The 13,495-nt window shown below is 74.7% G+C and carries 14 protein-coding genes and 1 pseudogene; 3 read left to right on the forward strand and 12 right to left on the reverse strand.

The window, feature by feature from the left end; translation table 11 throughout:
• Positions 1-25 precede the first annotated feature (25 nt).
• The 7 genes from ADK41_RS07300 to ADK41_RS07330 form a co-directional block, all read right to left on the reverse strand.
• Complete coding sequence (locus ADK41_RS07300) at positions 26-3,019, reverse strand: hypothetical protein (RefSeq protein WP_030826991.1); 2,994 nt, start codon at positions 3,017-3,019, stop codon at positions 26-28.
• 2 nt (positions 3,020-3,021) lie between these two features.
• A complete protein-coding gene (locus ADK41_RS07305; RefSeq protein ID WP_030826994.1) occupies positions 3,022-4,884 on the reverse strand; it encodes an HSP90 family protein in 1,863 nt (620 codons plus the stop codon).
• A gap of 58 nt (positions 4,885-4,942) precedes the next feature.
• Entirely contained in the window at positions 4,943-5,926 is a 984-nt protein-coding gene (locus ADK41_RS07310) for a hypothetical protein (RefSeq protein ID WP_030826997.1), read from the reverse strand.
• A 268-nt stretch (positions 5,927-6,194) separates the two neighbouring features.
• Positions 6,195-6,677, reverse strand: coding sequence for a hypothetical protein (locus tag ADK41_RS07315; protein WP_030827000.1), 483 nt, complete (start codon positions 6,675-6,677; stop codon positions 6,195-6,197).
• Positions 6,661-7,152 carry an RNA polymerase sigma factor gene (locus tag ADK41_RS07320; protein WP_030827003.1) on the reverse strand — a complete coding sequence of 164 codons (492 nt, stop codon included), beginning with the start codon at positions 7,150-7,152 and terminating at the stop codon, positions 6,661-6,663. Before ADK41_RS07320 ends, ADK41_RS07315 begins: the two co-directional genes overlap by 17 nt.
• A gap of 91 nt (positions 7,153-7,243) precedes the next feature.
• Positions 7,244-7,843: a class F sortase gene (locus ADK41_RS07325; protein WP_030827006.1), complete on the reverse strand. Its 600-nt coding sequence runs from the start codon at positions 7,841-7,843 to the stop codon at positions 7,244-7,246.
• Positions 7,840-8,199, reverse strand: a complete 360-nt coding sequence (locus ADK41_RS07330; RefSeq protein ID WP_030827009.1) for a hypothetical protein — start codon at positions 8,197-8,199, stop codon at positions 7,840-7,842. The genes ADK41_RS07325 and ADK41_RS07330 overlap by 4 nt, the downstream gene beginning before the upstream one ends.
• A 328-nt stretch (positions 8,200-8,527) precedes the next feature.
• Here ADK41_RS07330 and ADK41_RS07335 point away from each other — a divergent pair, with 328 nt between their 5' ends.
• The gene (locus ADK41_RS07335) at positions 8,528-8,770 is read left to right on the forward strand and encodes a DUF6411 family protein (RefSeq protein WP_030827012.1); all 243 of its coding nucleotides are present in this window, start codon (positions 8,528-8,530) and stop codon (positions 8,768-8,770) included.
• A 319-nt stretch (positions 8,771-9,089) separates the two neighbouring features.
• Here the strand turns inward: ADK41_RS07335 and ADK41_RS07340 are convergent, their stop codons facing one another.
• Positions 9,090-9,704, reverse strand: a complete 615-nt coding sequence (locus tag ADK41_RS07340) for a TetR/AcrR family transcriptional regulator (RefSeq protein WP_030827016.1) — start codon at positions 9,702-9,704, stop codon at positions 9,090-9,092.
• Between the two features lie 162 nt (positions 9,705-9,866).
• On the opposite strand from ADK41_RS07340, the gene ADK41_RS07345 reads away from it, so the two are divergent.
• Positions 9,867-10,886, forward strand: coding sequence for an aldo/keto reductase (locus ADK41_RS07345; RefSeq protein ID WP_030827019.1), 1,020 nt, complete (start codon positions 9,867-9,869; stop codon positions 10,884-10,886).
• A gap of 127 nt (positions 10,887-11,013) precedes the next feature.
• Entirely contained in the window at positions 11,014-11,463 is a 450-nt protein-coding gene (locus ADK41_RS07350) for a hypothetical protein (RefSeq protein ID WP_030827022.1), read from the forward strand.
• A gap of 85 nt (positions 11,464-11,548) precedes the next feature.
• Here ADK41_RS07350 and ADK41_RS07355 read toward each other — a convergent pair.
• The 4 genes and pseudogenes from ADK41_RS07355 to ADK41_RS07370 form a co-directional block, all read right to left on the reverse strand.
• Positions 11,549-11,716 (reverse strand): annotated as a pseudogene (locus ADK41_RS07355) (saccharopine dehydrogenase); the annotation flags it as partial.
• Positions 11,717-11,742: 26 nt separating this feature from the next.
• A complete protein-coding gene (locus ADK41_RS07360) occupies positions 11,743-11,961 on the reverse strand; it encodes a hypothetical protein (protein WP_030827028.1) in 219 nt (72 codons plus the stop codon).
• A 96-nt stretch (positions 11,962-12,057) separates the two neighbouring features.
• Positions 12,058-12,300, reverse strand: coding sequence for a hypothetical protein (locus ADK41_RS07365; protein WP_030827031.1), 243 nt, complete (start codon positions 12,298-12,300; stop codon positions 12,058-12,060).
• 76 nt (positions 12,301-12,376) lie between these two features.
• On the reverse strand, positions 12,377-12,793 hold the full coding sequence (locus ADK41_RS07370; RefSeq protein WP_030827034.1) for a DUF2809 domain-containing protein: 417 nt from the start codon (positions 12,791-12,793) through the stop codon (positions 12,377-12,379).
• Positions 12,794-13,495 lie beyond the last annotated feature (702 nt).

Raw genomic sequence — 13,495 nt, forward strand, 5'->3', positions numbered from 1 at the left:
CCCCGAACGGGTCAGGCCCGCCGTGTCACTTCTCGTCGCGCAGCCGGGCCGCCAGGGAGGCCAGCGGCTCGGTCCCCTCGGTGTGGCCCAGCGCGGTGAGGCGGGAGACCGCCGCGTCGAGACGGGTGAGGGCCGGGGCGGTGCGCTCCAGGTAGACGCCTTCCACGGCGCCCGCGAGGCGGACGCACTCGGCCCACTCGCCGGCGTGCTCCCGGTCCTGTCCCGGCTCGCCGAGCAGGGCGAGGGCCTTCTCCAGTGCGGTCAGGGCGTCCTCGTACTCACCGGCGTAGGCGTTGACCCGTCCGTGTTCGTAGGCCAGGGCGGCGTCCAGCGGACGGCCGTGGGCCTCGTACCCGGCGGCGCGGGCCTCGTCGGCGACCCGGCCGGCGTCGGCGAGGAAGGCGCGGGCGCCGGCCAGGCCCTCCGGACCCTGCCGCTCCGCCTGGAGCCGGGCGAGTTCGCGCAGGCAGTTGCTGAGCTGCTCATGGCGCGGGTCCTCGGCGTGGGCGGCGAGGGCCTGGTCCACGGCCTCGCGGGCCCGTCCGAACTCGCCGGACTCGCCGAGGAGTACGGCCGTCTCGGCGGCGATCATGGCGTGGCTGCCGGGGTCGTCGTCCCAGCCGGCCGACTCGGCCGCGAGGGCGACGAACTCCGCCGTGGCGGCCTTGAGGTCCTCCCCCGCGTGCAGCGCGCGGGCGCGGGTCAGACGCAGTTGGGCGACGAGCCGGTCGTCCAGCTCCCCGGCGGTGACGTCCGGTTCGGCGAGCACGGAGTCGAGCAGCGCGATGCAGTCCTCGACCCGGCCGAGGTCGAGGCTGAGCTGGGCCGCGTTGCCGTAGGTGCAGAACGCGTCGAACCGGTTGCCGAGGCGGAGATCGATCTCCGCGGAGCGGGTCAGGTGCCGCAGCGCCTCGTCGGGACGGCCCAGGTGCAGGCAGGCCCCGGCCAGATCGCTGTGGAGACGGGAGGCGTCGACCGTGTCGGCCGGCCAGTCGGCGGCCAGCCGCAGCCCCTCGGCCAGGTCCGTGTACGCGGCCTGCGCGTTGTGCAGGCCGAGGTGGAGCCGGCCGCGCAGGGCGAGGGCGCGGGGCAGGTGCCAGGCCGGGCCGTGCTCCTTGAGCCGGTCGAGGACGCCGTCGGTCCCGGTGAGTGCGGCGGGCAGGTCGCCGGACAGGGCGTGGGTGGTGGCCCGCAGCAGCAGGGCCCCGGAAATCTGGGCGTCGACGTCGTGCCGGGTGGCGAAGGCGTGCAGCAGGTCCACCTCCGCGAGGACCGGCGCGATGTGCTCCTCGCTTCCCGACGTCTGCAGACGCATGCCGAGCGCGGTGGCCCGCAGCCGCAGCAGGCGGGCCTCCTGGCGCGGGGTGAGGCCGGACGTCTCCTCGTGGAGGCGGACCATGGACGCGTGTGCGGCGGTCAGCGCGGCGGCCTTCGCCTCGGCTCCGTCGGCCTCCTGCGCGGGATCCTGCGCGGGATCCTGCGCGGGATCCTGCGCGGGATCCTGCGCGGGATCCTGCGCGGGATCCTGCGCGGTGGCGAGCAGGGCGCAGGCACGGGCCAGGGCCGCGTGACCCGGCTGCCCCGCGTCGTCGTACAGGCCCGCGGCCTCCTCGTGGAGGGCGGCGGCGTCGGCGAACTCGTCCTTCTCGCCGGCCCGGCTCGCCTCGTCGTCCAGCAGATCGGCGTGCAGCTGGACGAGCGGGCCCGCGGCCGGGTCGTCCGGGTGGGTGTAGCCGCGGGCGGCGACGAGCGTGCGCAGCCGTGCCCAGCAGGCCCGCGCGTCCGGGTGTCCCTGCTCGTCCAGTTCCCGTGCCCGCAGGATGAGTTCGGGCAGCGACTCGGGGACGGCGGGGGCCGTCCGGGCGGTGGGGGCGGCGACCGGGGCCGCCGGGGCCACGTCGTCGAGGGTGCGGGCGCGCAGGGTCAGTTCCAGTGCGTCCAGGAGCGGGGCGCGGCCGAGGCGGGCCTTGCGGCGGTCGGCGTGGGCGGTGGTGCCGTTGCGGGCGTCGAAGCGGGCGGCGAGTCCGTCGGCGCGCTCCCGCACCTCGGCGTGCAGGTCGCTCACCGTCCAGGTGCGGCCCGTGAAGCCGGCGGCGGGCAGGGCGCCGTGGCCGAGGTGCTCGACGCGCTGGAGGAGGACCTCCACGCCGGTGAGGAAGTCGAACCGCTCGCGCGGCGAGTCCACCTCGTCGAACAGGTTCCGGTTCTCGGCGAGGAGTTCCAGGCCGCGTGCCTCGTTGCCGGTCAGCGCGCAGAACTCCAGGTGCCGCCCGGCCTCCCCGGCCATCGAGGGGTTGCGGCGGCAGCCGCGGTAGCCGGCGAGGTGCAGTTCGCGTGCCTGGTCGGTGCGGCCGGCCCGCAGCAGGGGCAGCAGCGCGTACGAGAAGGAGCGGGCCGGCTCCTCCTGGCAGGACTCCTTTCCGGCCAGCACGGGCTCCCAGGCGCGCAGCGCCCGCTCGTCGTCGCCCGCCGCCAGGTGGTACAGGGCACGTTCGCAGATCTCGCAGGCCTCGCAGTCGCTGAGCCGGGTGCGGGCGCGGCCGGCCCACAGCTCGTAGGCGAGCGCGGTGTCCTCGCCGACGTGGGCGGCGAGCTGGTACGCCTGTCCGTAGTAGGGCTGGAGGCCGAGGCCCGCCTTCTCGTACCGGTCGCGCATCTCCGTCAGCCACTGGCGCAGGCCGGCCAGCGGGATCTCGGGGAGCGCGCGCAGGGCGTTGGCCACCCACTTGAACCGCCAGAACAGCGTGTGGCGCATGCGGTCGTCGAAGACGTCCGGCTGCTCGTCGAAGAGGGTGAGCAGGCGGGCGAAGACGACGGGTGACTTCCGGGGTTCGGAGCCGTAGGTGTACGCCTCCTGGAGTTCGAAGAGCGCGCGGACCAGCGGGACGGGTTCCGCGAACCGCTCGGCGGCGTCGACGAGTTCCTCGGCGGTGACGGTGCGGGTGAGGCCGTAGGGACGCCGGTGGTTCTCCTGGAGCGCCCGGTACAGCTCATCGGTGGTCTGGGGTGCGGTCGGCATCGTCAGCTGTCCTTGCGGAGGGCGTGGGCGAGGAGGTCGAGGAAGGAGCGGTTGATGAGGCTCGACTCGGCGGGTCTGAGCGGCCGCCGGGACAGCAGCGCGGCCTGCCCGTAGAGGGCCTCGGCGCTGGTGCGGGCCAGCTCGGGCTCGTCGATGGCGACGGCGGTGCGGACCAGCGGGTTGAGCTGGTTGAGGATCAGCTGGGCCCGCGGCGCCTCCTGGCGCAGGGCGCCGAGGAGGTCGCCCCACAGGCCGCCCTCCTGCTCGCGGGCGAGCCGGGAGCGGGTGCGTTCGTGCCGGGCCTCGCGGCTGTCGACGAGGAGGGCGGGGGCCGAGGCGGGCTGGAAGGTGCGCAGCGCGACGTCGCAGTCGAAGACGGCGAGGGCGTCGCGGGCCTGGGCGAGATAGGCCCCGGCGGCCAGTTCCGTCTCCCGGTCGACGGGGTCGAGGTGGGCGGTGAGGGTCGCCGGGTCGAGGTCGGCGACCGTGGCCTCGGACCTGATCTCGGGCAGCCGGTGGACCAGTTCGCGGTCGTAGGTGTAGCCGCCGTTGACGACGCCGAGTCCGGCGGCGGAGGCGATCGCCGCGACCTGCCGGAACTCCTCCACGCTCGAGGTCACGAGCACGGTGCGGTGGGTGCGCGCGAACTCGTCGAGGGTGGTGTGTCCGTCGGTGGTCTCGAACGGCAGCCAGGGCAGCAGCATCCGCAGGATCTCGTCGTCGTGCACGGCGAGCGACTTCACGGCCAGGTGGTGGACCTGGAGGAAGCGGGCCAGCAGGTCCGGGTCGCTGGCGGCGGCCCGGGCGATCCACGCGCGCAGCCGCTCGGCGAGGGCGTCACGGACGGCGGCGAGGGTGTCGTCCTCGTACAGGGACTCGCGGGACGCGGTCGGGCGCAGGCTCTCGGCGTCGATGACGCAGCGGACGAAGAACGCCCACTCGGGCAGGATCTCCTCGGCCTGCTCGGACAGGAGCATGCCCTTGACGTGCACGCGGTGGCCGTGACTGCGGCCGGCCGGCACCGTCTCGGGCAGCACGCACGCGATGCCCTTCAGGCCCACGGCGGGCAGGTCCAGCTCGACGGTGTCCAGCGGCTCGAATCCGAAGACCTCCTCGCCGTACGCGGCCAGCGCGCGGGAGCGGGCCCCCGGCGTGGGGTACGTGCGCGCCCAGGGAGCGGGCTCGGGGTTGACGGAGGCGGCGCCCGTGCCGTCGTCGAAGGTCACCGGGTGGCGCAGCAGCGAGCCGAAGTGCCGGCCCAGCGCGTGCACTTGTGCCGGCCGGGTCCACTCGCCCGCGTCGGCGCGGGGCGCCAGGGTGACGGTGGTGCCGGGCCGGGGGTGGGCGGAGGCGGGCAGGACGCGGACGGTGTAGCTGCCGTCGCCGCGTCCCCGCCACTCCACGGCGGGCGCGTCGGGGGTGCGGGCGGAGCGGCTCAGGACGTGGATCTCGTCCGCGACCAGGAAGCAGGAGAGCAGGCCGATGCCGAACCGGCCGATGAAGTCGTCGCGTTGCTCGGTGATCTTCCCCCAGCCTCGAATGGGCTCGTCCGGGGGGACCCCCATGGCGCGCTTGCTGCTGCGGCCGATGGTGGCGAGGAAGGTGTGCACGTCGGCCTCGGTGAGGCCGACGCCGTCGTCCTCGACGCGTACCACCGTGCCGTCGGCGTACAGGCGGACGCCGAAGGAGCCGGCGGGGGCGGCCGGTTCGAGCGCGTGCCGGGCGGTCAGCGCGTCCACCGCGTTCTGCAGGAGTTCGCGCAGGTAGACGCGGGGACTGGAGTAGAGGTGGTGGGAGAGGAGGTCGACGAGGCCGCGCAGATCCACCTGGAAGGTGCGGTCGGCGGCGGTTTCGGGCAGAGTCATCGGGCAGTCCGGGGTGGGAGGGACGACGGATGGCGGGCGGTCCGGGGCCGGCGGGCGCTCAGGCGCGGCGGTGGCGGCGGGCGAACTCCTTCTCGGGGTCCGCGAAGAAGGTCCAGGGCCACTTGGTGCAGGCGCCGTCCAGGGTCCGGAAGACGCGCCGGACCGTGTGGCGCTCACCGGCCAGCGACAGGGCCATGGCGAACATGTTGAAGTCCTGCTGCCAGCCCGGGCGCCACGCGTAGTCCGGGTGGAGGATGCTGTGGTCGGCCGCGTCGCGCAACTCTGCCTGGATCTCAAGGGTTTCGAGACAGCTTCCGCGGTCCGACTCGACCCATTCCTCGATGTGCGCCATGGCGATCACGCAGCCGAGGCGGTGCCCCTGCGGGGCGCGGGCGAGGGCGTCCCGGGCGAACGCCAGGGCCTGGCCGGGCTCGCCGCCCCAGCGGGGCTGCAGCTGGGCCAGCCACTCGGTGTGGATCTCCAGGTCCAGCGGGTCGCGGCGCAGTCCGGCGTCGAACCGGGTCTCGTTGACGGCGGCGCCCAGCGACATGCCGCGGCCGGAGGTGAGGAGCTGACGCCACGGCGTGACCCATTCCGGCCGCAGCTCGGCGGCCTCCAGCAGCTGCTCCTCGGCGATGTGGAGCCGCTCGTGGAAGACCCGCCACTGCTCCTGCGTGACGTGCGCGGCGCGTGCGGCGGTGCGCGCCTCCCAGCCCCAGCCGATGTGGCGCGCCCCGGAGATCAGCAGGGCCGTCGCCCGGTGCTCCTTGTCCTCCTCGACGGCCCGGCCGATCCAGTCCTGCACACCGTCCAGGACGGCCAGCTCACCGAGGACCTGGTGGTCGCGGCCGAGGTCGAAGGGCGCCAGTGCCGCCTTGACCGCCTCCCACTCCCCCGCGTCGGCCGCCTCCACCAGCGCGAGCACGCGCGTGTCCCCGAGCGCGCGCAGCGTGTACGTCCCGTTCTTCCTGCGCGGGGCGGGAAGCGCGTACGGATCCGCCGCCGGTCTCTCCGCTTCCCTGCCGAACAACTTGCCGAACATCCCGCGTCCTCCCCTGGTCCCGCGTGATCATCCGGTGCAGCATAAGCGACCCCACCGACACCGCTTCCACAGGGTTTTCACCGGCGCTCCACGATCCGGCCGGCGAGGTCCGCCGCCCGCCCCGACGGTGTTCGGCAGACCTCGTCAGGCCGGCCGGGCCTTATGAGAACACCAGGTCGGGGCCGGTTGACCGGGAGCGCGGCGGTCCGGTCGAGCGGCGCGTGCGCCCCGCCGTGCCGCCGCGCCCCGGCGGGGATGTGCGCGGGTGTCACGGGGAGCCGCCGGGCTCACCCCGGGCCGGGAGGGGGGGTGTCCTCGCCCCCGGGTCCCCGGGGCCGTCGGTCGGGGCCCGGGGAGTGGGGCGGACTTCGGTGGGAGTGGAGTGGACTTCGGTCGGAGTGGAGTGGGCTTCGGTCGGAGTGGAGTGGGCTTCGGTGGGCTCCGGGGACGGCGACGGGGTGGGTGTGGCGGAAGGGCTGCTCACCGGAGGCGGGGCGAGGGGGACCGTCGGGGACACCGGGGCGTCCAGGGGCGACGACTGCGGGGGCAGCACGACGAGGGCGGCGACGGCGCACGCCATTCCGGCCCCGACCCCGACCGCGGTACGGACCAGCCGGCGCCGCGCCGCGCCGCGGCGGATCTCCTCGAACCGGCCGGGGGGCGGACCGAGGTAGTCGGAGCCGGGCCGCAGGACGACGGCGAGGGGGTCGTCGGGCTCGAACTCCGGACCCTCGTCAGCGTGTGTGATCAAGGCTTCTCCTCAGGTGGGCGCGGAGCAGTTCGCGGGCCGCGTGGAGGTCGGCCTTGATGGTCCCCTCCTTGCGTCCGGTCACCGCGGACACCTCCCGGATCGGCATGTCGGCGTAGTAGTGCAGCAGGATCGGGACGCGCAGTCGTTCCGGCAGCGACCGCACGAGCAGACGGACGGACGGGTCGGACTGTTCGGCGGGCGGGCGGACGGCGGTCTCGGTGGTCACACGGTGCACGGTCCTGCGCTCGCGTTCGAGTGCGCGCCAGTGGTCCCGGACGAGGTTGGCCGCGGTGACGTAGAGGAAGCCCCGGGGTTCGGCCACGGACGTCCAGCGGGCCCACAGCCGGGTGAAGGCCTCCGAGGCGATCTCGTGGGCCGTCTCGTCGTCGTCGACCAGCCGGCGGCACCAGCCGGCGAGGCGCGGGTAGAGGGCGGCGAAGAGTTCGGAAGCCGCCTGCTCTCGGGACCGTTTCAATGCTCTCCATGCTCGGGACGGTACGGGTGTCGGGGGAGCGGGTCCCGGGCCGGCGAACGCGCGGCCCGCCGGCCCGGGACCCGGCGACGGTTCAGGCACGCGCGAAGACGATCACGTTGTCGCGGTACTCGTCGCCGGTGCGCGGGCCGCCGCACGTGATGAGCCGCAGCTCCGGACGGCCGACGTCACCGTAGACCGCGTCCGTCGGGAAGTCCGCCTTGGCGACCGTCCGGACCGAGTCGACGGCGAACACCGCCGCCGTGCCGTTCTCCAGGCGTGCCACGATCCCGTCCCCCGGGCGCAGACGCGCGAGGTGGCGGAAGACGCCGTCTCCGTGGCGGCCGACCGTGACGTGGCCGAGGATCACCGACGGGCCGATCTGGCCGGGCGTCGGCGAGTGCCGGTACCAGCCCGCCCGGTCATGGGCCGTGACCGGAGGCACCTGGACCGTGCGGTCCGGGGCCAGCCCCAGCCGTATGACCGGGGTGTCGACCCCGATGGCCGGTATCTCCAGTCCGACCGGGACCGAACGTGCGAGGACGCGCACCGGCTCCGCGGAGGGCCGTGCGGACGGTGTCGTGCTCCCGGGGCGTCCGGCCGTGGACCGGCCGTTCCCGTGACCGCCGCCGCAGCCGCCGAGGAGCGCGGCCGTCGCCGCGGCGGCGAAGGCACGCCTGGAGAGCGACGTCATGCCGTGGTCGCCCTCCGACGACGCACGAGAAGGACCGCCGCGCCGCCGGCGGTGAGCACCGCGGCGGCACTCCCGCCGATCAGCGCGCCGTCGGCCCCGGACTCCGCGGACGCGACGCCGGTGTCGGGCGCGCCGCTCGGTACGACGGCGACCTCGCCGGGGGCCGTCGACCGGTCCGGCGCGTCGTCCTCGGCAGGTACCGGGCTCGGCTCCGTGGCGTCGGCCGGGGCCGACGACTCGCTGGGGGCCACGGTGGCCGCGGGGACCGGGGAGGGGCTGTCGGCGAGCGCGGGCGTCGTGCTCGCCAACACGGCGGTACAGGCGAGTGCTGTGGCACTGAGGACAGTTCGGCGCATGGATCGCTCTCTTTCGTCGCTCCGCCCGCACGATGGCCTGGCGGGCTGGGTCATGGATCGTGCGAAGAGACGTGACAGCGGCGGCACGGGTTGTAAAGAGAAGGCAAAGTCCGGCGCTGGAAGGGCCGTTGCCGGGCCGTTCGTCACCCGCCGGCACCGGGATCGCCCCGTCGCGCCTGCCGGGGCGTCCGGCGATCCGACGGCGCCGGACGCGAGACGGAGCGGTGACACGCGGTCCGGATCGGGGCGTGTTCACCCGGGAACGGGGCAAGCGGTCCCCTGCGGACCAACCGGTCCGGTGTTCACGTTCCCGACTCCGGAGGCCCTCATGATGGTCGTTGGCATCGTCGCCGTCTGCGTGGTGATCGCCGTCCTCGCCTTCCTCGTCCCGCGTCTTTCCCGGCACCCGCAGAACGGGGCACAACGCACTCTCGGCCTCGGCTCCCGGGCCGGGTCCAAGGCGCCGGGACCGCTCGGGCGTCTCCTCAGCAAGCCCTTCAGCTCGAGCTCCCGCGCGGTCGGCCGCAGCGGTTCCGCGGGACGGCGGGCGCGCGGGCGGCTCCCGTTCTGAGGCCCGGGCGCCGCTTTGGCGCACCGGCGTGATCACGCCGGTGCGGAAAGCGCCCCGGCCGACGCGGCATCGGTCACGGGCCGCCGTGTCGCGGCCGTGACCGCCGCGGCCTCCCGCGAGGCGTCGGCGGCGCCGGCGAGCGCGCCGTGGACCGGGCCGGCGGGCGGGGCGCGGGTCCGGCGGGCGAGGGAGGGGCGCTTCGCGCCGGCCGCCTTTCGGGGCGGGAGGGCGACGCCGCCTCCGCGGGAGCGCGGACGCCGCCGGCGGGCCCGTGGGACGGAGACCGGTCAGAGGTGTGACACGTCGGGCCCCGGGCCGCTCACCGCCCGGTAAGGGGATGCCGGGGTGAGCGCAGCCCCGCGATGAGGAGTTCGACCAGTCGGCGCGCGTCGTAACGGGGGTCGCTCTCCGCGCCGATGCACAGGTTCCCGATGCCGCGCATGAGCGCGTAGGCGTCGATGTCGGAGCGGATCTCACCGGCCGCCCGGGCCGCTTCGAGGAGTTGGCCGCAGACCGGCACGAGACGGTCGAGGAAGTAGGCGTGCAGGGCGTCGAAGCCGGCCTCGTCCGAGTGCAGCACGGCGGCGAGACCGTGCTTGGTGACCAGGAAGTCGACGAAGAGGGCGACCCACTCCCCCAGTGCCGCGTGCGGAGTCGCACCGCCGGCCAGCAGGGCCGGACCGGCCTCGGCGCAGGCGTCGACCTGGTGCCGGTAGACGGCGATGATGAGGTCCGCCCGCGTCGGGAAGTGGCGGTAGATCGTGCCCACTCCCACTCCGGCCGCCGCCGCGATGTCGCGAACCGGCGCGTCCACACCCGACGTGACGAAGACCGCGGCGGCGGCGTCGAGCAGGGCCTCCTTGTTGCGCCGGGCGTCCTTGCGCCGGGACGGAGCCGCGCCTTTGGCGCCCTCGCCACTGCTGCCGTCGCTCACCGCGCCGCTCCTTTCGCTCACCACCGCTTGCCAAAGCGGAACGTCGTTCCGTATGGTTCCGGAACACGGTTCCGCTTGCTTATGATGCCAGAGCGGGCGCCCGGCCACCAAGCCGTGCGCCGCCGTTCCCTCACGCATTTCCCGTACCGAGGAGACACGACCATGCAGTACCGCACCCTGGGGCGCACCGGTGTCCAGGTCAGCACCCTCGCGCTCGGCGCGATGAACTTCGGCAGGATCGGACGCACCACCCAGGAGGAGGCCACCGCCCTCGTCGACGCCGCGCTGGAGGCCGGTGTCAATCTCATCGACACCGCCGACGTGTACGGCGACGGCGAGTCGGAGGAGATGGTCGGCAAGGCCGTCGCCGGCCGCCGTGACGACATCGTGCTGGCCACCAAGGCCGGCCTGCCCATGGGTGACGAGCCGAACCACCGGGGGAGCTCGCGCCGCAGGCTGGTCGCCGCGCTGGACGACAGCCTGCGCCGCCTCGGCGTCGACCATGTCGACCTGTACCAGATCCACCGGTGGGACCCGGCCACCGGCGACGAGGAGACCCTGTCCGCCCTGACCGATCTGCAACGCGCGGGAAAGATCCGCTACTTCGGCTCCTCCACGTTCCCCGCGTACCGCATCGTGCAGGCGCAGTGGGCCGCCCGCGAACACCGCCTGAGCCGCTACGTCACCGAACAGCCCAGCTACTCCGTACTGCAGCGCGGGATCGAGTCCCACGTCCTGCCCGTCACGGAGGAGTACGGGATGGGGGTGCTGGTCTGGAGTCCGCTGGCCTCGGGCTGGCTGTCCGGCGCCGTCCGCAGGGGCAAGGACGTCACCACCCACCGCTCGGCGTTCATGCCGGAACGCTTCGACCCCGCCCTCCCCGCCAACCGGGCCCGGCTCGACGCCGTCGAGCGGCTGGCCGGGATCGCCGACGCGGCCGGACTGACGATGATCCAGCTCGCGCTCGGTTTCGCCACCGCGCACCCGGCCGTGACCAGCGCCCTCGTCGGACCGCGCACCCTGGACCACCTGCACTCCCAGCTCGCCGCCGCCGACACCGTGCTCGGCGCCGACGTACTCGACGCGATCGACTCCGTCGTCGCCCCGGGCACCGACCTGGCCGCACACGAGAAGCACGACACCCCGCCCGCACTGCTCGACGCGTCGCTGCGGCGCCGCTGACGGATCTCCCGCCGCGCACCCGGGAACCGGGCGCCGGCATCCGCCGCCGGACACGGCACAACCCTTCGCCCGGCCCGCGGGTCCCACAGGACAGGAGCAACCGCTCCAAGAGCCGCAAGGGGGAAATATGAGATTCAGTCGTTCCGTCCTGGCCGCCTCCGCCCTGGCCGCCCTGTCGGTGGGGGCCACGACCGCCCTGGCGTCACCGGCCGCGGCCGCACCCGACACCACCCCGCAGCAGGTGTGCGGAAGCGGCTACAAGACCGTGAACTCGGCAGCCGTCGGCTCCCTGGGCACCGTCTACCTGACGTACAACTCGGCCAACGGCCGGAACTGCGTCACGACCATCCGCACCAACCCCGGCACCGCCCGGGACATGTCCGCGTGGGTCTACGTCCCCGACACCGAGAAGGGTGACCAGGACGGCGGGTGGTACACGTCGTACGCGGGGCCCACCTACGTCTACGGCAAGGGGCACTGCGTGGACTGGGGCGGCGGCATCGACAACGTGTACGTACAGGTGTACGGCTCCAACTGCGGCGCGCTGAAGGAGCACCGGGTCACCTTCACCCGCTGATCCGCGCCTTCCGGGCGACACGCTCGAGCCCTGACCGGGTCTCACGGCCCGGTCAGGGCTCGAGCCCTTCACCCGGCCTCTCACGGACGCGGCCCACCGCTTCCACCACGAGCGGCGCGGTGACGGCGTGGATGTCCCGGGCCACGGCGCGCCGTTCGCCGCCGCCGGAGCGCACGACGACGTCGACGGGGAAGGTCCGCGCGGACCGCCCGAGCTCGTCGGTCGCGGCCGGCGCCGGGGTGTGCGGATCCGACGACAGGGTCCCCGACGGACGCCCCGTCAGCCGTGACCACGCCACGCATCCGGGCCGCCGCGCCACTCGACCCTCGCGGACCGGCGCAGCCAGTCGTGGTCGACGCTCTCCAGGCCCTCGAGGCGCAGGAACTCCACCACGTCCAGCCGCCCGTACGCCATCCCGAGGAACCGCGGGCCGTCGCGGACGCGCCGGCCGCCGTCCTCGCCGGGCGGGCAGATCACGATGGGCCGGTCGTTCGCCATGGCACCAGCGTGCGGTGCCCGGCGTCCGTCCGCACGCCGGGCTCCCGGCGGGACACCCGGGTGCCCGGCCGGGCGAGCCGCGACGCGCCTTCGCGGTCAGCCGACGGCGGGGCCGGCCTTCCCGGTGCCGGACAGCCGGGCCAGGTACCGGTGGCAGCGGGCCGCGCGTTCCGCGTCCTGTTCCATGACCTCCCTGAAGAAGTCGGCGATCTCCCTCTGGTCCGCGTTCTCCGCGTCACGGACGTACTGGCCGTAGTCGTGGCCTGCCTTCAACGAGTGGTACTGCACGGAGATCAGGTCGTACACGACGTCGCTGAAGCCCGTCTCGCCGGTCGCCATGAGTCCTCCCGCGCGTAGGGGAACGGGTCGGAGGGCCGGGTATCACCTCGCCGCCCGGTGAAACCGGTACCGCGTGCTACGGCTCCCCGGTCGGCGCCGCACGTCCCCGTGCGACGAGCCAGCCCGCGATCGCGCCGATCACGTACCAGAACAGGTCCGGCGCGTTGAAGGTGGAACCGAGGACCAGACGGGCCGCGACGCTGTGCCGGGAGAGCTCCGCCGGCACCCCGGTGAGCTGCAGGAACTCGACCGCCCAACTGACGGCGAGCGCGACCGCGGCGGCCCTCGGCGGTGTCGTCCGCGGTGCCACCAGGACGACCAGGGCGAAGATCAGCAGGGTGTAGAGGGCGTCGCCGCCGTACTTGGCCACGTCCCCCGTCGCCACGGCCCGCAGGCCCAGTCCGGCGCCGACGGTCGCCAGTGCGGCCACGGCCGCCGCGACACGGGTCCGCGCCGGATCACCGCCGGGACGGGTCCTGAGAAAGAGTGCCATGATCGTCATCATCCCGCAGCCGCGGTCCGGGCACGGTCGCCGGCGACCCTCTCGGCCGGGCAGCGCCACCGCATCCGGCCGGCGTGTCCGCTCGGCGCGGGGCACGACGTCCCGCTGCTCGACGAGCCGACCGACCACCTGTCGGCGCCGCTGGTCGACGAGCCGACCGGGGCGCTCCGCGGCACCGCCGCCGGTGTCGTCGTGGCGTCCCACGACCGTCGGCTCCTGCGGGACCTCGCGGACCGGCCGCTCCTGCGAGTGGGCGGAGGGGCGGCGCCGGGCGGTCGCCCCGGCATGCCGCACCCCACCGCACGGGAGGCACGGCGCCGCAGCGCGGTCGACGGCCGGCCGGTCGTCTTCTGGCGACCCGGCTGCACGTACCGCCTGCGCCTGCGCATCCGGTCGGGCCGGGACGCCGGGCGGTCGCACCGGGTCGGCATCCGGCGTGATCCGGACGGAGCGGCGGCGGTGCGGGCGGCCGCCGACGGCCACGAGACCGTGCCGACGGTCGTCGTCGGGGGCCGGCCGCACGTCAACCCGGATCCCGCGTCGGTCCGCGCACAGCTCTCCCCTCCGTCCGCGCCGCAGGAAGCCGAAGCGGCACCGGGCGCCACCGGATCCGGCGGCGCCCGCTCCTCTCCCGTGGCCGGTCGGGAGTCAGGCGCCGTGGTGCGCGGGCGGCGAGGGCGTCCCGGGGCCGGA

This window comes from Streptomyces caelestis (assembly GCF_001279005.1).
In the GTDB taxonomy this organism is placed as follows: Bacteria; Actinomycetota; Actinomycetes; order Streptomycetales; family Streptomycetaceae; genus Streptomyces; species Streptomyces heliomycini.